Raw genomic sequence first — 18,327 nt, forward strand, 5'->3', positions numbered from 1 at the left:
CATCAGCGCCGCCCACCCTTGCCGCCCGGCCGCCACTGCGCGCCCTTGCCCACATGCTTGCGTTCGATCGCCTGCTGGGCCTGGCGCACGGCCAGCTTGGCGGCTGCGGCGGCCACTTCTTCCTTGAGCTTGAAGTAGTTCAACAACCGCTCTTCGTCCAGCGAGCCATCGTCGATCGCCGCACGGATCGCACAGCCCGGCTCGCGCTGGTGCGCGCAGTCGCGGAAGCGGCATTGCGCCGACAGGGCTTCAACGTCGGAAAAGCCCCCTTCGCTCAGCGCCTCCTCGCCGGTCGGCTTGAGTTCGCGCATGCCGGGGGTATCGATCAGGCAGGCGCCGGCCGGCAGCGGGATCAGCGCGCGGTGGGTGGTGGTGTGGCGCCCGCGCGAATCGTTGCTGCGCACATCGGCGGTCTTCATCCGCTCCTCGCCCAGCAGGGTATTGGTCAGCGTGGACTTGCCGGCGCCGGAAGAACCGACCAGCACCACGGTGCGGCCGGCGCCCAGCCACGGCAGCAGCGCCGAGGCGCTGGCCGGGTCCTTGCCGTTGATCGCCAGCAGCGGGATGTCCTGCGCGGCCAGTTCTTCCAGCACATCCAGGGCATCCTGGCTGTATTCGGTCTGGTCGGCCTTGGTCAGCACCACCACCGGCTGCGCGCCGCCACCGCCCACCAGCAGCAGGTAGCGTTCGATCCGGCGCGGGTTGAAGTCCGCATCCAGCCCGCAGACGATGAACACCGTATCGATGTTGGCCGCGATCACCTGCTGGTGGTAATGCTCGCCGGCCGCGCCGCGCTTGATCGCGGTCCGCCGCGGCAGCAGCGCGACGATCTTGATGCCGTCCAGCAGCACCCAGTCGCCCACCGCGGCGCGCTCATGGCTGGGGAAGCGCGGGCGCTGCCACTCCGGCGGCGATTCGGTCTTGATCGCCGCGTCGGGCGCATCGGACACGATGTACCCGGTGCGGTGCTGCTCGATCACCCGGCCAGGACGCGCCTGCGGGAACTGTTCGAACAGGGCCTGCCATGCCGGCAGCTCGGGCCCGCCCGGCCAGGGCCAGCCGATGGTCTGCAGGGCAAGGTAATCAGTGGATTCGCTCATCGCACCCATTCTAGAGGGTGTGGCGACCGGCCGTCGCTGCGGTGCGCTGGCATGCGGGGGGCGAGCCGGCAGCCCTTTCACCCGCAACTGCCCGCCAGGGCTGGGAATTGGTCCCGGAAAGCGATGCCCCGCAACGCAACAATTCCGCTACCATGCGGTTTCCATGCCTGAATGACGGCCCGTTCATGTCCACGCCTCCGCTGAAGCCGCTCGCCACCCGCGAGCGCCTGTCCGAAGTCCGCTACGAGATCCGCGGCGAACTGGCGCGACGAGCGCGTGAGCTGGAGGCCCAGGGCCGCAAGCTGATCAAGCTGAACATCGGCAACCCGGGCGCCTTCGGCTTCCGCGCGCCCGAGCACCTGCAGCGCGCGATCGCCGACGACATGGGGCGTACCGACCCGTATACCCACCAGCAGGGCCTGCCGGAGGCACGTGAAGCGATCGCCGCCGCCTACGCCCGGCGTGGCGCGCCCGATGCGCATCCGGACCGGGTATTCGTCGGCAACGGGGTCAGCGAGTTGATCGACCTGTCGCTGCGCGCCCTGCTCAACCCCGGCGATGAAGTGTTGGTGCCCTCGCCCGACTACCCGCTGTGGTCGGCGGCGACCATCCTCAACGACGGCCGCCCGGTGTATTACCGCTGCGCGCCGGAGAACGGCTTCCAGCCGGACCCGGTCGAAATCGAATCGCTGGTGTCCTCGCGCACCCGCGCGATCGTGCTGATCAACCCCAACAACCCCAGCGGCGCCAGCTACTCGCGCGAACTGCTGGAGCGCATCGTCGCCATCGCCGCCCGCCACAACCTGCTGCTGATGGTCGATGAGATCTACGACCAGATCCTCTACGACGACGCGCAGTTCCATCCGGTGGCGCCAATGGCCGGCGAGCACCCGTGCATCACCTTCAGCGGGCTGAGCAAGGTGCACCGCGCCTGCGGCTGGCGGGTGGGCTGGGCGATGCTGTCCGGCGCGGCCGAGCGGCTGGGCGAGTTCCGCGCGGCGATGGACCTGCTCAGTGCGCTGCGGCTGTGCGCCAACGTGCCCGGCCAGTACGCCATCGACGCGGCGGTCAACGGGCCGGACACCATCTCGGCGCTGTGCGCGCCGGGCGGGCGCCTGTATGAAACCCGCCGGGCGGTGATCGAGGCCTGCAACGCCAGCGAGCACCTGTCGCTGGTGGCCCCGGCCGGTGCGCTGTACGCGTTCCCGGCCGTAGTCGGGCCGGCCGCACGCAGCTTCGACGACCATGATTTCGCGCTGGAACTGATGAACGAAGAAGGCGTGCTGGTCGTGCCCGGCTCCAGCTTCAACGTGCCCTACCGCCACCATTTCCGCGTGACCCTGCTGCCCGAAGCGGAGGTCATGGCCGATGTATTCGCGCGCATCGACCGTGCCCTGGCCCGCCGCGCCGAAGCCAACACCAAGGTGGTACCGCTGAAGCCGCGCAGCGCGGTGGCCTGAGCGATGGCGCTGTCCTACCTGGCGCTGGGCGACTCCTACACCATCGGCGAAGGCGTCGACCCGGCCGGGCGCTGGCCGCTGCAGCTGGCCGACGCACTGCGCAAGGGCGGTATCGCGCTGGACGACCCGCGCATCGTCGCCACCACCGGCTGGACCACCGACGAACTGGACGCCGGCATCGATGCCGCCGCGCCACAGGGCCCGTTCGACCTGGTCAGCCTGCTGATCGGGGTCAACGACCAGTACCGCGGGCGTAGCGTGGATGACTATCGTCCGCGCTTCGCCGCCCTGCTGCAGCGCGCGCTCGGCTTTGCCGGCAACCGCGCACAGCGCGTGCTGGTGCTGTCGATCCCCGATTGGGGGGTGACCCCCTTCGCAGCCGAAGCCGGACGCGACCGCATCCAGATCGGCCACGAACTGGATGCCTACAACGCCGCCGCCGCGGCGATCTGTGCCGAACACGACGTGGCGTTCATCGATATCACCGACCTCACCCGCACCGGCGGCGGCGAAGCGGTGATGCTGGCCGACGACGGCCTGCACCCCTCGGCGGCGATGTATGCGCTGTGGAACCAGCGCGCCTACCCGGTGGCGCGCCTGCACCTGGCCGCGGAGGCAGCACACTGAGCACGGACGCCACACCACTGGCCAGGGAACAGGCCCGCCATATCGCCGAGGCCTTCCGGCCCTCCCGGCAGCTGGGCAGCCGGCGCGACTACTACTACAGCCGCGGCAAGCTCGGCAGCGACCCGCTGTACCCGGGCGTGCTGGCCGCGCTGGCCCCGGCCCCGGCGCCGTTGCTGGACATCGGCTGCGGGCTGGGCCTGCTGGCCCACGTGCTGCGCCAGGCCGGGCAGCGGCAGCCCTACCTGGGCGTGGACATCGACACGGACAAGATCGCGCGCGCGCAATGCGCCGGTACCCGCGCGGGGCTGGCCGACGCGCGCTTTGCCTGCCTGGATGCCAGCGCCGAGCTGCCCGACCACCACGGCAGCGTGGCCCTGCTGGACGTGCTGCAGTACCTGCCAGCGCAGGCCCAGGCCGCGCTGCTGGGCCAGGCCGCCGCCCGCGTGGCGCCCGGTGGGCGGCTGGTGATCCGCACCACCCTGGCCGACAACAGCCGCCGCGACCGCACCACCCGCATCACCGACATGCTGGCCCACCTGGTCGGCTGGATGGGCACCCGCCCGCGCCACTACCCCGATGCGGCCAGCGTGCGCGCGCCGCTGGAAGCGGCCGGCCTGCACCTGCAGATGGCCCCGCTGTACGGCAATACCCCGTTCAACAACTGGCTGATCTGCGCCGAGCGCGCTGCGGCACCGTGACCGCGCGCGCATACTCACGCCCCGTCCCGGCATGGAGCCCCACATGAACCTGCAAGCGCCCCGCCATTCCGCGCTGGGCATCGCCGCGCTGGTGGTCAGCCTGTGCGGGCTGGTGATGTTCGCCATCAGCGCGCACTACGCCCATACCCCCGCCCACGCGCAGATGCGCGAGCTGCCGGTGGTGCTGCTGGTGGTGCTGTGCATCAGCGCCGGCCTGGCCGTGCTGGCCACCCTGCTGGGCATCGGCAGCCTGCTGCAGCACCGCCGCCGCCGGGTGACCGGGGTGCTGGCGCTGGGGCTGTCGGTCACCCTGCTGATGGCGCAGGTGTCGCTGGGCAGCTGGATGCGCCAGCAATGGCGGCATTCCCATCCGGTGGCCGTGGCCATCCTTCCGGCCGCATGGGCCTGAGCCCGGCGGCCCCCTTACAGGAGTTTCACATGCAGATACGTCATTCCGGGCTGGGCATCGCCTCGTTCATCCTGTCGCTGGGCGGCGGGATCGTGCTGTTCCTGCTGGTGGTGCTGGCCGGCTATGCCGAGATCAATACCCCCGGCGGGCTGGACGAAGGCGCGCCGATGGCGGTACTGCTGGGACTGGGCATCATCGGCGCCGGGCTGCTGGAAATGGTGGCGCTGGCGCTGGGTGTGGCCGGCATCGTGCAGCACGGCCGGCGCCGGGTGCTGGCGATCCTGGGCGTGGTGTTCGCCTGCGGCGCGCTGCTCGGAACGGCCGGATTGATGGTGATCGGCGCGCTCAGCTGAGCGCGGCGTCGGGCAGCTCGGCGCGCAGCCCGCGGTCCTGCAGGGCCTGCAGCACCGCCTCGATGATGGTCAGGTTGTGGCCGTGCGCGGCGCCTTCATGCAGCAGCACGATCGCGCCGGGGCCAAGATCGGCGTTGATGCGCTCCACCACCGCCTGCGGCTGGCAATCCACGCCATCGAAGCCGCGCGCGCTCCAGCCTACCCGGGTCAGGTTCCAGCGCTGCAGGGCCGGGGCCACGAACGGGTTGGTCATGCCCACCACCGAGCGGTACCAGCGCGGCGGTTGGCCGGCGATGGCGGTCAGGGCCTGCTGGCACCGGGCGATTTCATCGGCCATCGCCGCCGGCCCCAGCCGCCAGAAGCGGGCCTGCGGGTGGCCGTGGCTGTGGTTGCCCAGGCTGTGCCCGCGCGCCAGCATCTGCCGCACCAGGTCAGGCTGGGCCAGCGCACGCTCGCCGACCAGGAAAAAGGTGGCCTTGGCCTGGTAGCGGTCGAGCAGGTCCAGCACCGCCGGGGTCTCGTGCGAGGGGCCGTCATCGATGGTCAGCCATACCCGTGGCGCCGGGCCCGGCAGGCGGCTCAGCACCGGCGCGTAGAAGCGGCTGTTGGGCAGGAACACCGGCACCATGAACAGCGCGTGCGAAGCCAGCATCAACGGCAGCCCCGCCAGCCAGCCCAGCGCCACCCAGGCCCATGCCACCAGCAATTGGGACAGCAGCAGCCAGGGCAGCCAACGCCACGGGTGGCGGGGAATGCGATGCAACGTTTCCGGTACGGTCATACCCCATGATGCCATGCCGCGTAGAATGTCCGGTTCCAAACGCCGGACCGACCGCCATGTCCCTTGAACCCGCCCTGCGCTCGCGCATCGAATCCATCCTCAACGCCAACCGCGTCGTGCTGTTCATGAAGGGTCAGCCGGGCATGCCGCAGTGCGGTTTCTCGGCCAAGGCCGTGGGCGCGCTGCAGGACCTGGGCGTGGAGTTTGCCCACGTCAACGTGCTGGCCGACCAGGAGATCCGCGAAGGCATCAAGGCCTATGGCGACTGGCCGACCATCCCGCAGCTGTACATCGACGGCGAACTGGTCGGCGGCAGCGACATCCTGCTGCAGATGGCCGGCAGCGGTGAGCTGAGCAGCATGCTCGGCCTGGCCGCACCGGACCGCACCGCGCCGTCGATCACGGTGACCCCGGCTGCGGTGGAGATGCTGCGCGGTGCGCTGGCCGACGCCCCGGGCGCGTCGCTGCAGCTGGGCATCGATGCCAACTTCCAGCCGAACTTCCAGCTGGCCCCGCACGATGACAATGCCATCGCCGCCGAATCCAACGGCCTGCGCGTGCAGTTCGACCTGGCCAGCGCACGCCGCGCCGATGGCATCACCATCGACTGGGTCGATGACATCCGCGGCAAGGGCCTGGCGATCGACAACCCGAACGCGCCGAAAAAGGTACAGGAACTGGCGGTGCGCGATGCCGACGACCGCCTGCGCGCCGGCAGCATCACCGTGGTGGACGTGCGCCCGGCCGACGAGCGTGCGATCGCCTCGATCAACGCCGCGTTCGACACCTTCGACGGCGACAACCGCGCGCGTCTGGAAGCCTTGCCCAAGGACACCGCGCTGGCCTTCCTGTGCCACCACGGCGGCCGCAGCGCGCAGGCGGCCGAACAGTTCCACGCCCTGGGCTTCACCAACGTGCACAACATCACCGGCGGCATCGACGCCTGGTCCAACGATGTGGACAACAGCGTGCCGAAGTACTGATCGCCAGAGGTAAGGCGGCCAACGAAAAACGCCGGCATTGCCGGCGTTTTTTTGTCGGTGGCGTCGGCGGGTGCCATCCACGCATGGCGTGGATCTACCCGGTGTCACGCAGGACCTCCACACGCCGGTGGTGGCAATTGCCGAAACACATCATCCGTAGATCCACGCCATGCGTGGATGACGCAGCGCCGGATCAGCCCGCAAACCCACCCTCGGCCAGGTAATCCAGTTCTTCCGGGGTCGGCATCCGGCCCAACACCGCATTGCGGTGCGGGAAGCGCCCGAAGCGGCGGATGATGTCGCGGTGCAGTTCGGCGTACTGCAGGTATTCCTTGTCGCCCAGCACGTCGAACATCGCCACCGAACGCTCCTGGTCCTGCGGGTCTTCGGAATGTTCGAACGGCAGGTAGATGAAGGCGCGCAGCTTGGGCACCAACTGCAGATCCAGCCCCTCCTCCACCGCGCGCATCGCGTAATGCCGAGCCAGCCCATCGGTGGCGTAGGAATGGGCGGTGTCGCGGAAGCAGTTGCGCGGGAACTGGTCGAGCAGGATCATCAACGCCAGCGCGCCGTCGGCCGTGCCCAGCCAGTGCTCACGGGCACGGCGCGCCGCCGCGTAGTGTTCCTCGAGGAACATCTGGCGGAACCGCGCGTCGAACGCATCATCGCGCGCGAACCACTGCTGTGGTCCCGCCTCGTGCCAGAACTCCACTACTTGTTGTGCCGCCACGTCCATTCACTACCCCTGTCGGCGGTGCGTCCCCGAGACGCCCACCGGTACCATTGCAATCACTCATCAAAGCGCAGATGGCGGACCGACTTGCCGTTGCGCCGTATTAGCTTAAGCGCCTCGATACCGATCTGGATATGGTTTTCAACGAACTGGGAACTGACCTTGGCGTCGGACGCCTCGGTTTTCACCCCGTCCGGGATCATCGGCTGGTCGGATACCAACAGCAGCGCCCCGATCGGGATATGGTTGGCAAAGCCCGCCGCGAACAGGGTGGCGGTCTCCATGTCGATGGCCATGCAGCGCATCAGCCGCAGCTTTTCCTTGAATGCCTCATCATGCTCCCAGACCCGTCGGTTGGTGGTGTAGACCGTGCCGGTCCAGTAATCGTGGCCGAGGTCGCGGATGGTGGTGGACACCGCCCGCTGCAGCGCGAATGCCGGCAGCGCCGGTACTTCCGGCGGCAGATAGTCGCTGGAGGTGCCCTCGCCGCGGATCGCGGCGATCGGCAGGATCAGGTCGCCCAGCTGGTTCTTGCGCTTGAGCCCGCCGCACTTGCCCAGGAACAGCACCGCCTTGGGCATCACCGCCGACAGCAGGTCCATCACGATGGCCGCGTTGGGGCTGCCCATGCCGAAGTTGATCAGGGTGATGTCGTCGCTGGTGACGCTGGCCATCGGCCGGTCCAGGCCCTGCACCGGCGCCCCGGTCAGCTGCGAAAAGGCATGCAGGTAGCCGGCGAAATTGGTCAGCAGCACGTGCTGGCCGAACTGGTCCAGCGGCACCCCGGTGTAACGCGGCAGCCAGTTTTCGACGATTTCCTGTTTGCTTTTCATCCTGTAGTTCCCGTGCGGCACCTGGTTCATCGGCCACCTATTCTGGGGATACACGACGAACAAGCAAGAAAAAGGCGGCCATGGGCCGTCTTTTGGCGCAGGCGCGGCCATGCACCGCTGCCGCGCCCGTGCGCCTGGTCACTTGGCAAACCCTCGTTCCACCGCTAGCGTCGCCTGTTACGTCGATGCCATACCGGGGAAACCATGCGCACACGATTGACCGCCGGCCTGGGCCTGGCGCTGTTCTCACTGGCCGCGCCGGCGGCACCGGCCGCCTCGCGCTTCGTGCAGGACCCCTACCCGAGCACCTACGCCCCGATCGCCTCGGCGCCGGTGCTGATCCGCAATGCCACCGTGCTGACCGGCACCGGGGCGCGGCTGGAACGCACCGACGTGCTGCTGCGCGATGGCCGCATCGCCGCGCTGGGCACCGCGCTGGACGCGCCGGCCGATGCGCGGCAGGTGGATGCGCAGGGCAAGTGGGTGACGCCGGGCATCATCGATGTGCACTCGCACCTGGGTGTCTACCCCAGCCCGGGCGTGGGCGCGCACAGCGACGGCAACGAGATGACCGCGCCGGTCACCGCCAATGTCTGGGCCGAGCATTCGGTATGGCCGCAGGATCCGGGTTTTGCCGCCGCGCTGGCCGGCGGGGTGACGTCCATGCAGGTGCTGCCCGGCTCGGCCAACCTGGTCGGCGGGCGCGGGGTCACCCTGAAGAACGTGGCCGCCACCACCTACCAGGCGATGAAATTCCCGGGCGCGCCGTGGGGCCTGAAGATGGCCTGCGGCGAGAACCCCAAGCGCGTCTATGGCGGCGGCAAGGGCATCGCACCGGGCACGCGGATGGGCAACGTGGCCGGCTACCGCGCCGCCTTCATCGATGCCAGCGAGTACATCGCCAAGAACGCCGCGCGCAAGCCGGCGCAGAAGAAACGCTGGTTCAGCGGTAGCGACAAGGGCGACAGCGCCGGCGATGCCGGTGGCAAGCGCGACCTGAAGCTCGATACGCTGGCCGGCGCCATCCAGGGCGACATCCGCGTGCATATCCACTGCTACCGCGCCGATGAAATGGCCACCATGCTGGACCTGTCCAAGGAGTTCGGCTTCAAGATCGCCGCCTTCCACCACGCGGTGGAAGCCTACAAGCTGGCCGACCGACTGGCCGCCGAAGGCGTCTGCGGCGCGTTGTGGGCCGATTGGTGGGGCTTCAAGATGGAAGCCTTCGACGGCATCCAGGACAACATCGCACTGGTCGACCGCCCGGCCAACAGCTGCGCGATCGTGCACTCCGATTCACCCGAGGGCATTCAGCGGCTCAACCAGGAGGCGGCCAAGGTGATCGCCAATGCGCGCCGTGCCGGCATCGAGATCGCGCCGGAGCGGGCCATGATGTGGCTGACGCTCAACGCCGCGCGCTCGCTGGGCGTGGAACGGCAGACCGGCAGCCTGGAGGTGGGCAAGATGGGCGATGTGGTGGTGTGGAACGGCAGCCCCTTCAGCTCCTATGCGCTGGCCGAGAAGGTGTACGTGGACGGCCACCAGGTCTACGACCGCCATGACCCGGGCCGGCAACCGCTGTCGGACTTCATGCTCGGCCAGGAGGCCCGCCCATGAGCGCGGTGATCCGCCTTGCGGTGCGTTGCCGGGTAGTGCGTTGCCGGGCATGGCTCGGCACTACCCTTCTGCTGCTGGCGGCGCTGCCGCTGCAGGCCCAGGACCTGCTGATCCGCAACGCCACGGTGCATACCGTCAGCGCGCGCGGCAGCCTGGAACACGCCGATGTACTGGTCCAGGGCGGGGTGATCCGCGCCGTCGGCAGCGGCCTGTCCGCGCCGGCCGGGGTGGCGGTGGTGGAGGCGGCCGGCAAGCCGCTGACCCCGGCCCTGTTCGGCGGCATCACCGAGATCGGCATCGAGGAGGTCTCCGGCGAAGCGGCCACAGTGGACAGCACCCTGAAACTGGCCGACCAACCGCTGCGGCCGGAGTTCGATGTCAGCCTGGCCTACAACCCGGCCTCGGTGCTGGTGCCGGTGGCACGCCTGGACGGGATCGGCTTCACCGCCCTTGGGGCAAACAGTGGCGGCGGCTTCATTGCCGGCCAGGGCGGCGTGGTGCGCCTGGACGGCAGTGCCGAGCCGATCGGGCCGCTGGCGTTGTACATCCGCCTGGGCGCGTCCGGTGCCGAGCTCACCGGCAGTTCGCGCGCGGCGCAGTGGATGCTGCTGGAACAGATGGTCAGCGAGGCGCGCGGCCGGGTACCGGCCGATTCGCCGCACGCGCTGCTGACCCCGGCCGGGCGCAGCACCCTGGCGCGCTACCTGGCCGGCCAGGGCCGGATCGTGGTGCAGGTCGACCGCGCCGCCGACATCGGCCAGCTGCTGCGCTGGGCTGCCCGCGAGAAGGTGAAGATCGCCATCGCCGGTGGCGCCGAGGCCTGGCGCCTGGCCCCGCAGCTGGCCCGGGCCGGAGTGCCGGTGTTCGTCGATGCGCTGGGCAACCTGCCGGCCAGTTTCGACCAGCTCGGGGCCACCCTGGAAAACGCCGCGCGGCTGCGCGCGGCCGGCGTGCCGGTCAGCTTCGCCCAGCGCGACGATGCCTCGCATAACGCACGCAAGATGCGCCAGCTGGCCGGTAACGCGGTGGCCAACGGCCTGCCCTGGCAGGACGGCCTGGCCGGGCTGACCCGGGTGCCGGCGCAGGTGCTGGGCGTGGGCGAGCGCATCGGCAGCATCGAAGTGGGCAAGCTGGCCGACCTGGTGCTGTGGGAAGGCGACCCGCTGGACGTGGGCCACTACGCCGAGCAGGTGTGGCTGGGCGGCCGGGCGATGCCGATGCGTTCGCGCCAGACCGAACTGCGCGACCGTTACCTGGCCCCGGCCGGCAGCGAACCGCGCGCATACTCGCGGTAAGCGCCCCGGCGGCCGGCATTCGCGCCGGCCGCCCGGCTGCGGCATGATCGACGCGGTGCCCGACACCGCCGAGGATCGACATGGACCTGCGCTGGTATTTCGATTTCGTCTCGCCGTTCGCCTACCTGCACTGGCAGCAACTCAAACAGCTGCCGCAGTTCGAACAGATCACCCCGGTGCCGATCGCCTTCGGCGCCGTGCTGGCGCACCTGGGCAACCTGGGCCCGGCCGAGATCCCGGCCAAGCGCCGCTTCATCTACCGCCAGGCGCTGTGGCAGGCCCGGCAGCAGGGCGTGACGTTGCGCTTTCCGCCCGCCCATCCGTTCAACCCGCTGGCCGCACTGCGGTTGTGCCTGGCCGCCGGCGGCACCCACGCGGCGGTGGAGGTGTTGTTCAACTGGATCTGGCGCGACGGCCAGGCCGCCGACAGCCCACCGGCGCTGGCCCTGCCCGGGGCGATGCTGGACGTGGCCGACGTGGCCGCCGCGGTGGCCGCACCGGCGGTCAAGGACCAGCTGCGGCACAACACCGAGGCGGCGATCGGCGCCGGGGTATTCGGGGTGCCCACCCTGGCCATCGACGGGGAGCTGTTCTGGGGCAACGAGTCGCATGGGTTGATGCAGGCGGTGCTGGCCGACCCCGGCCTGCTGCACCGGGAGCAGTGGGCCCGGATCGACGACCTGCCGGTCGCGGCCGAGCGCCGCCGCCCGGCGGGCTGACCGCCTGGTCAGACAGTCACCGCGTTTTTGGGATAGCTTCGAACCCACAACCTGCCTGGAGGGGGCTCACAGGATGCGCATCGGGATCGTCGTCGACTCTGCCTGCGACTTGCCGCAGGATTTCATCGCGCAACACCACATCGTGCTGCTGCCGATCACCGTACGCATCGGCGAGGCCATGCTCGCCGACCACCGCGACGAACAGGCCACGCTCAGTTTCCTGCATGCCCACGTGGCCGAGAACGGCGCCGAAGCGGAGACCATTCCGTTCAGCGTCGCCCAGATCCGGGACCTGTTCCTGAGCAAGCTGGTAATCGACTACGACCATGTGTTCTGCATGACCATCGCCAGGACCCGCAGCCCGATCCACGACAACGCGATGCAGGCCAGCTTCGCCATCCTCAGCGACTACAAGGCGGTGCGCCAGGCGGCGGGCTTCAACACGCCGTTCGCGCTGCGGGTGCTGGATACCCAGAACCTGTTCGCCGCGCAGGGCGTGACCGCGGTGGAAGCGGTGCGGCTGCGCGACAGCGGGGCCAGCGTGCAGCAGATCCGCGAGCGACTGGAGCAGCTGGCGCTCAACGTGCATGGCTACATGGTTCCCCGCGACCTGTACTACCTGCGCGCCCGTGCCCGCCACAAGGGCGACCGCAGCGTAGGCCTGCTCAGCGCCGCGCTGGGCAGCGCATTGGACATCAAACCGGTGCTGCACGGCTACCGCGGGCAGACCGGGCCGGTGGCCAAGATCAAGGGCTTCGACAACGCGGTGCAGAAGCTGTTCGACTTCGTCGGCCAGCGGGTCCAGGCCGGGCTGATGACGCCCACCGTCTGCATCAGCTACGGCGGCGAACTGACCGACCTGCATGCCCTGCCCGGCTATGCCACGCTGCGCCAGACCTGCCAGAGCCATGGGGTGGAGGTGTTCGAAGCGGTGATGAGCCTGACCGGCATGGTCAACGTGGGCAAGGGCGCGCTGACGATTGGCTTTGCCGACCAACCGCATACGTTCCATGCCTGAGCGAGGCTGGCAGGCGCGGTCGTGGCTATGCCACGATTGCTGCGCCCGCGCAGGCCGGCCGGCGGCCACGGCGTGCACGCCGAATCCACCGCGGTTCTGTCAGCCTTGCCGCATCCCACGGAGATAACCATGCCAACGCAGTACCACATCAGCCTGCCGGACCCGTCCAAGGCCCGCGGCACCGATTCGGATCTGTCCTTCCACTCGCAGGGCGCGGCCGGCTTCGCCGAAGAACTGCAGGACGCCTTGCGCAGCACCACGCTGTTTGAAAAGTGGCGCGCCAAGCAGCCCGACCCGGACGCGGTCGAGCCGCAATGGGGCGCCACCGATCCGGACGCCACCGTCACCGGCGAGCAGAAGGACCTGCGCATCAACCTGGTGGCCACCACGCGCATCGACAGCGACGTGTTCAAGCAGCGCCTGCGGCTGCTGGCCGGGCACCACTGGGAGCTGCGCGACGTGCGTTGATCCTGACCGGCAGTGCCGGCCGCAGGCTGGCACTGCCCTTCACCACCCGCCGCCCAGCGCGCGGTACAGGTCCACCCGCGCGATCGCCGCCGCGGCCTGGCTGTCGGCCAGCGCGGCCTGGTTGTCCAGCGCGATGCGCTGGGTGGTCAGTACATCCAGCATGTCCACCACGCCCGCCCGGTACTGCCGTTGCGCGGCGCCAAGCGCGCGGTCGCTTTCGTTCACCGCCAGCGCCAGGCGCTCGCCACGCTGCTGCTCGGCCGCGTAGCTGTCGATCGCATCGTCCACTTGGTGCCACGCCTGCAGCACCGTGCGCTGGAACTGCACCGCGGCCTGTTGCTGCTGCAGCCGGCTCAGTGCCAGGTTGGCCTTCAACCGCCCGCCCTGGAAGATCGGCAGGCTGATGCCCGGGCCGATGCTGAAACGGTGTGCATCCCAGCCATCCAGGTCGTCGAGCTGCCTGGCCTGGAAGCCGGCATCGCCGTTGAGGGTGATGCGCGGCAGGAAGCTGGCCTTGGCCACCCCGATCGACGCGGTGGCGGCATGCAGCGCCGCTTCGGCGCGGCGGATGTCGGGGCGGCGCGCAGCCAGTTCGCCGGGTACGCCGGCGGCCATCGACGGCAACGCCGGCCAGTCCGTGCGCTGGCCTTCCAGGGTGGCATCCAGCGCATGCGGGGGTTGTGCCAGCAGCAGCGCCAGGGCATTGCGCAGCTGCGCGTCGCGGTGCTGCAGCGGTACCAGCCGCGCCTCCAGCGCGGCCACCTGCGCGGCCGCGCTGGCCACCTGCAGCGTGCTGGCCACGCCCTGCCGTTGGCGCGCCTGTGTGAGGTGTGCGATATCGCGGGCGATGCGCAGGTGGTCTGCGGTGATCACCCGCAGCTGGCGGGTGGCACGCAGCTGCAGGTAGTTGCGCGCGGTCTCTGCCAGCACCACGGTCTGCACCGCGCGCGCATCCTCCCCGGCGATCTGCACGCGCGCATCGGCTGCCTCGACCTGGCGGCGTACGCGCCCCCACAGATCCAGCTCCCAGCTCAACCCGATCCCGGCCTGGAACAGACCGTAGTCGTCGCGCCCGGCATTGCCCGAGGGATCGTTCAAGCCGACCTCGCTGTTGCGTGCACGCACCCCGCTGGCCGCGGCGCTGATACCGGGCCAGCGCTCAGCAGCGGAAACCCCGCGCGCGGCACGGCTTTGCTGCACGCGATTGGCAGCCAGCTGTATATCCAGGTTGGCCTGCAGCGCGCGTGCGGCCAGCGTGGCAAGAATGGGGTCGTCGAAGCCTTGCCACCATTGGCTGTCATCGGCCAGCGCGCCGGCGCTGACCGCCGTGCCCTGCCATTGCGCCGGCAATTGGGCCTGCGGACGCACGAAATCAGGTCCCAGCGTGCAGGCGGCCAGTGCCATGCACAGCGCGCTGCCGGCCAGTACGCGCGCGGTCGCGGACACCATCACGCACCCTCCCCGGGCAGCCCGCGGCGACCGCTGTCCAGGTCCACGCTGGCCTCCACCGACATCCCCGCACGGAGCTTGTCGGCCAGCGGCTGGTCCTTGTCCAGTACGATCTTGACCGGGATGCGCTGCACCACCTTGGTGAAGTTGCCGGTGGCGTTTTCCGGGGCGACCGCGGCGAAGGTAACGCCGGTGGCCGGGGCGATGCTGTCGATGTGCCCACGCAGCCGCTGGCCGGGGAACACGTCCACCTGCAGGTCCACCTGCTGCCCGGCACGCATGCGGGTCAGCTGGGTTTCCTGGAAATTGGCCACCACGAACGCCTGCTGCAACGGCACTACCGCCAGCACCGCGGTGCCCGGGGTCAGGTAAGCGCCCACGCGGATCGCGCGGCGGCCGACCATGCCATCGATGGGGGCGCGCAGTTCGGTGTGCGACAGATCCAGTTCGGCGCGCGCCTGCGCGGCTTCGGCGCGCTGCACCGCCGCCTGCGCGGCCTGCACGCCGGCACCGAGGATATCGGTGCGCTGGCGCGCGGTAAGCAGCGCGGCACGGCCCTGCTGCAGGTGTGCGCTGGCCACGGCCTGGCGCGACTGCGCCTGCTGCGCGTTCTGCACGGTGCCGGCACCATCGCGGGCCAGCTCGCGGTAGCGCTGCTGGTCGGCCTGGGCCAGGGTAAGTTCGGACTGGCTGACATCGACGTTGGCGCGCGCCTGGTCGATCAGCGAGCCCTGCTGGGCCAGCGCGGCCCGTGCGTTGGCCAGCTGCGCGCGCGCATTGGCCAGGTCGGCACGCGCGGCCACCAGCGCTACCTGGTAGTCGCGGTCGTCGATGCGGGCCAGCACATCGCCGGCCTTGACCCGCTGGTTGTCGGCCACGCGCACCTCGCTGACGAACCCGGCGATCTTCGGCGCGACCACGGTGAAGTCGGCGGTGACGTAGGCATTGTTGGTGTACTGGTGGCGACCGTCGCGCAGCAGCAGCCAACCACCGGCGGCAAGCACGACCACGCCGAGGACGATGACCACGGGAACATGTTTTCTTTGCGGGGACATGGGGGATCTCTGAGGGATTCAGGCCACGGCACGTGGCGGGAAGATGCGGGAGGGCAGCCACGGGATCAGCGCGATCAGGGCGATGGCGACCACGGCCACCATCAGGTACAGATCGGCCGAGGTCAGGCTGACCACCTGCGCGTGCAGGCGGGCCGCCAACGATGGCGTCGCGGCCGGGTCCAGCCAGGGCGCATTGCCCAGGCGTTCGACCAGCACGGTGGAATGGAAATGGCTGCGCACGGTGGTGGCCGCTTCCAGCAGGCCGCCGGCGAGCACGGCGGCAAAGCCCTTGACCGTGTTGAACCACGCCGACGCGTACGGGCCGTCGGCCGGGGCCAGGCTGCCGGTGGACAGCATCAGCAGCGGCAGCACCGCCATCGGCTGGGCGAAGATCTGCACCACCTGCAGCAGCACGAAGTTGTCGCGGTTCCACTCGCTGGTGAGCTGTGCGCCCAGCCAGCAGGCCAGCGCCAGCATCGCCAGGCCGATGGCCTGCACCCAGCGGCAATCGACCCGGCGCTGGTTGAGCAGGGTGGCCACCAGCGGCAGTGCCAGCAACTGCGGAATGGCCACCCACAGCAGCACCGGCGCGGTCTGCAGCGGGCGGTAGCCCTGCACCTTGGAAAGGAAACTGGACGGAATCATGATCACCGCCAGCAGCACGAACAGCACCCCGCCCAGGGTGATCAACGCGTAGGTGAGGTTGCGGTTGGCCAGCAGCTGCAGTTTGAAGAACGGCAGCGGATGCGACCACTCGTTGTAGAAGAACAGCGCCAGCAGGCCGCTGCCGCCGCCGAGCAAGGTGCAGATCAGCGGGGAAGCGAACCAGTCCAGCCGCGGGCCCTGCACCAGGCCCAGCACCAGCATCACCAGGGCCGGCAGGCCCAGCGCCAGGCCCCAGCCATCGAACTGGCCGAAGCGCTCCAGCCGCAGCGGGTCCTGCGGCAGGCCCCAGCCAACCATGACGATGGCCGCCAGGCACCACGGCACGATCTGCCAGAACGCCCAGTGCCAGCCCACGTATTCCACCCACAACGCCGCCATCGGCGTGCCCAGGCTGGGCCCAAAGGTGGCGGTCAGCGCATAACCGGCCAGGCCGTACAGCTTGATGCCCGGCGGTAGGAAGCGCAGCGCCACGCTCATCAGCAGTGGCGGCAACGCACCGCCGCACAGGCCCTGCAGCGCGCGCAGGATCAGAAACGAGGGCAGGTCCGGTGCCAGCGGGCACAGCACGCCCAACAGCATGAACGCGCCGATCATGCACATCGCGAAACGGCGCAGCGAAAAAGTGACCGCGCACCACGGCGCGAAGGCCATCGCGCCGACCGACATCGCGGTGTACAGCGCGACGATCCAGCTGCCGTCGTCCACGCTGAAACCCATTGCACCGCGAATGTCGGCCAACGCAACCTTGGTGACGTTTTCATTGATGCCCGAGATCAGCACTGCCAACAGCACGCCGCACAGGCCCACCGCCAGGCGCAGGCCGAACACCTGTGGCGGTGCGGCGGGGGGCGCCGGCAGGGGCGTGGCAAGCACGCTCATCGTGCACCGCCAGCATCGGCGCGGTGGACGCACAACAACATCGACATGGAATCCGCTCCACGACAGGGAGCGGCAGTCTAGGCAGCGCCGATGCTGCGAAAAATGGTGTATCCCCCAATCCAGGCGTGCGTGCAGCGCACGCCTGGCACGATCACTCCAGGACGCCCGCAGGCGTCCTGCGCTCAGGCAAATCCAGCCTCGCCGTCGCACATCGCCTTGATGCTGCGGCGCAGCCAGCGATGCGCCAGGTCGCTGTCCACGCGGGGGTGCCATGCCTGCACCACAATCGCGCTGCGCACCGGGATCGGCAGTTCGAACAGGCGCAGCGGCACGCCCAGGCGCTCCAGTCGGCCCAGCATGACGCTGGGCATCTGCGGCAGGATCAGGTCCGAATCGGCCGCGGCGAAGATCGCCGAATGGAAGGTCGGCATGATCTGCGCCACGCGGCGGGTCAGGCCCATGCTGGCCAGGTCCTCGTCGATGGGCCCATGCGGTCGCCCGCGCCGCGACACCGCGATGTGGTCGTAGGCCACGAAGCGCTCGGTGGTGATGTCCTCGTCGAACAGCGGATGGTCCGCGCGCGCCGCACCGAAGAACGACGTACTGAACAGGTTCTGCACTTTGGTGTCGGCGCCCAGCTTGCCGGTCGCGCTGATATTCAGGTCGATGCGGCCCTGCTGCATGGCATCGTCGTCCACGTCGCCCTCGGGCACGAAGCGCAGCACCGCGCGCGGCGCCTGCGCCTTGAACAGTTCGCGCATGCGCCCGCCGTAGGTGCCCACGAACACATCGTTGGCGCGGATGCTGAAGGTGCGCTCCAGGGTCATCATGTCGACCTCGCGGCCGGCATTGAACACCAGGTGGGCCTGCTCGATCACCCCGCGCACCTGTTCGCGCAGCTGCAGCGCGCGCGGGGTCGGAGCCAGCCCGCGGCCCGAGCGCACCAGCACCGGGTCGCCCACCGCCTCGCGGATGCGGCCCAGGGTGCGGCTCATCGCCGGCGCGCTCAGGTTCATGCGCCGCGCGGCGGCGACCACGCTGCCTTCCTCGATCAGGACATCCAGCGCAAGCAACAGGTTCAGGTCGGGCATGGCTGCGGCAGCATCACGGGGGGGGGGCAGTCACTTTACGACATGCCAACGCCCTCACCCGTGCGTTCAACGCAATCCTTGCCTGCGGTGCAC

19 protein-coding genes are annotated in these 18,327 nt (G+C 69.6%); 11 read left to right on the plus strand and 8 right to left on the minus strand.

Annotation, left to right across the window (positions count from 1 at the left end; all coding sequences use genetic code 11):
• Window positions 1-2: 2 nt before the first annotated feature.
• Window positions 3-1,100, minus strand: a complete 1,098-nt coding sequence (gene rsgA / locus AC3ITM_RS15650) for a ribosome small subunit-dependent GTPase A (protein ID WP_489266310.1) — start codon at window positions 1,098-1,100, stop codon at window positions 3-5.
• A gap of 185 nt (window positions 1,101-1,285) precedes the next feature.
• On the opposite strand from rsgA, the gene AC3ITM_RS15655 reads away from it, so the two are divergent.
• Genes AC3ITM_RS15655 through AC3ITM_RS15675 form a run of 5 tightly spaced genes read left to right on the plus strand, consistent with a single transcriptional unit; the run spans window position 1,286 to window position 4,647 of the window.
• The gene (locus tag AC3ITM_RS15655) at window positions 1,286-2,560 is read left to right on the plus strand and encodes a pyridoxal phosphate-dependent aminotransferase (protein WP_489266311.1); all 1,275 of its coding nucleotides are present in this window, start codon (window positions 1,286-1,288) and stop codon (window positions 2,558-2,560) included.
• 3 nt (window positions 2,561-2,563) lie between these two features.
• Complete coding sequence (locus tag AC3ITM_RS15660) at window positions 2,564-3,187, plus strand: SGNH/GDSL hydrolase family protein (RefSeq protein ID WP_489266312.1); 624 nt, start codon at window positions 2,564-2,566, stop codon at window positions 3,185-3,187.
• A gap of 17 nt (window positions 3,188-3,204) precedes the next feature.
• A complete protein-coding gene (locus tag AC3ITM_RS15665; protein ID WP_489270121.1) occupies window positions 3,205-3,885 on the plus strand; it encodes a class I SAM-dependent methyltransferase in 681 nt (226 codons plus the stop codon).
• Window positions 3,886-3,928: 43 nt separating this feature from the next.
• Window positions 3,929-4,294 (plus strand): hypothetical protein, encoded by a 366-nt coding sequence (locus tag AC3ITM_RS15670; RefSeq protein ID WP_489266313.1) that lies wholly within the window; start codon window positions 3,929-3,931, stop codon window positions 4,292-4,294.
• 29 nt (window positions 4,295-4,323) lie between these two features.
• Window positions 4,324-4,647: a hypothetical protein gene (locus AC3ITM_RS15675; RefSeq protein ID WP_489266315.1), complete on the plus strand. Its 324-nt coding sequence runs from the start codon at window positions 4,324-4,326 to the stop codon at window positions 4,645-4,647.
• Here AC3ITM_RS15675 and AC3ITM_RS15680 read toward each other — a convergent pair.
• The gene (locus tag AC3ITM_RS15680; RefSeq protein WP_489266316.1) at window positions 4,640-5,428 is read right to left on the minus strand and encodes a polysaccharide deacetylase family protein; all 789 of its coding nucleotides are present in this window, start codon (window positions 5,426-5,428) and stop codon (window positions 4,640-4,642) included. The two genes, AC3ITM_RS15675 and AC3ITM_RS15680, sit on opposite strands and share 8 nt — an antisense overlap.
• 56 nt (window positions 5,429-5,484) lie before the next feature.
• On the opposite strand from AC3ITM_RS15680, the gene grxD reads away from it, so the two are divergent.
• Window positions 5,485-6,411 (plus strand): Grx4 family monothiol glutaredoxin, encoded by a 927-nt coding sequence (gene grxD / locus AC3ITM_RS15685; protein WP_489266318.1) that lies wholly within the window; start codon window positions 5,485-5,487, stop codon window positions 6,409-6,411.
• Between the two features lie 193 nt (window positions 6,412-6,604).
• Here the strand turns inward: grxD and AC3ITM_RS15690 are convergent, their stop codons facing one another.
• Both AC3ITM_RS15690 and AC3ITM_RS15695 read right to left on the minus strand, forming a co-directional pair.
• Window positions 6,605-7,147 (minus strand): DUF924 family protein, encoded by a 543-nt coding sequence (locus AC3ITM_RS15690; RefSeq protein ID WP_489266320.1) that lies wholly within the window; start codon window positions 7,145-7,147, stop codon window positions 6,605-6,607.
• A gap of 53 nt (window positions 7,148-7,200) precedes the next feature.
• Window positions 7,201-7,977 (minus strand): AMP nucleosidase, encoded by a 777-nt coding sequence (locus AC3ITM_RS15695; protein ID WP_228885431.1) that lies wholly within the window; start codon window positions 7,975-7,977, stop codon window positions 7,201-7,203.
• A gap of 204 nt (window positions 7,978-8,181) precedes the next feature.
• Between AC3ITM_RS15695 and AC3ITM_RS15700 the strand changes: the two genes are divergently transcribed.
• The 5 genes from AC3ITM_RS15700 (at window position 8,182) to AC3ITM_RS15720 (ending at window position 13,094) form a co-directional block, all read left to right on the plus strand.
• Complete coding sequence (locus tag AC3ITM_RS15700; RefSeq protein WP_489266322.1) at window positions 8,182-9,594, plus strand: amidohydrolase; 1,413 nt, start codon at window positions 8,182-8,184, stop codon at window positions 9,592-9,594.
• Entirely contained in the window at window positions 9,591-10,889 is a 1,299-nt protein-coding gene (locus AC3ITM_RS15705) for an amidohydrolase family protein (RefSeq protein WP_489266324.1), read from the plus strand. Before AC3ITM_RS15700 ends, AC3ITM_RS15705 begins: the two co-directional genes overlap by 4 nt.
• 80 nt (window positions 10,890-10,969) lie before the next feature.
• Window positions 10,970-11,608 carry a 2-hydroxychromene-2-carboxylate isomerase gene (locus AC3ITM_RS15710; protein ID WP_489266326.1) on the plus strand — a complete coding sequence of 213 codons (639 nt, stop codon included), beginning with the start codon at window positions 10,970-10,972 and terminating at the stop codon, window positions 11,606-11,608.
• 73 nt (window positions 11,609-11,681) lie between these two features.
• Window positions 11,682-12,626, plus strand: a complete 945-nt coding sequence (locus tag AC3ITM_RS15715) for a DegV family protein (protein WP_489266327.1) — start codon at window positions 11,682-11,684, stop codon at window positions 12,624-12,626.
• Window positions 12,627-12,755: 129 nt separating this feature from the next.
• Window positions 12,756-13,094 carry a hypothetical protein gene (locus tag AC3ITM_RS15720; RefSeq protein ID WP_489266329.1) on the plus strand — a complete coding sequence of 113 codons (339 nt, stop codon included), beginning with the start codon at window positions 12,756-12,758 and terminating at the stop codon, window positions 13,092-13,094.
• A gap of 39 nt (window positions 13,095-13,133) precedes the next feature.
• Here AC3ITM_RS15720 and AC3ITM_RS15725 read toward each other — a convergent pair whose 3' ends face one another.
• The 4 genes from AC3ITM_RS15725 to AC3ITM_RS15740 all read right to left on the minus strand — a co-directional run bounded on the left by AC3ITM_RS15725 (window position 13,134) and on the right by AC3ITM_RS15740 (window position 18,234).
• On the minus strand, window positions 13,134-14,543 hold the full coding sequence (locus AC3ITM_RS15725; RefSeq protein WP_489266331.1) for an efflux transporter outer membrane subunit: 1,410 nt from the start codon (window positions 14,541-14,543) through the stop codon (window positions 13,134-13,136).
• Window positions 14,543-15,598, minus strand: coding sequence for an HlyD family secretion protein (locus tag AC3ITM_RS15730; protein WP_489266332.1), 1,056 nt, complete (start codon window positions 15,596-15,598; stop codon window positions 14,543-14,545). The genes AC3ITM_RS15725 and AC3ITM_RS15730 overlap by 1 nt, the downstream gene beginning before the upstream one ends.
• A gap of 18 nt (window positions 15,599-15,616) precedes the next feature.
• A complete protein-coding gene (locus tag AC3ITM_RS15735) occupies window positions 15,617-17,143 on the minus strand; it encodes an MFS transporter (protein WP_489266334.1) in 1,527 nt (508 codons plus the stop codon).
• Window positions 17,144-17,325: 182 nt separating this feature from the next.
• On the minus strand, window positions 17,326-18,234 hold the full coding sequence (locus AC3ITM_RS15740) for a LysR family transcriptional regulator (protein ID WP_489266335.1): 909 nt from the start codon (window positions 18,232-18,234) through the stop codon (window positions 17,326-17,328).
• Window positions 18,235-18,327 lie beyond the last annotated feature (93 nt).

The sequence above is a fragment of the Stenotrophomonas sp. KH_029 genome, from assembly GCF_057839765.1.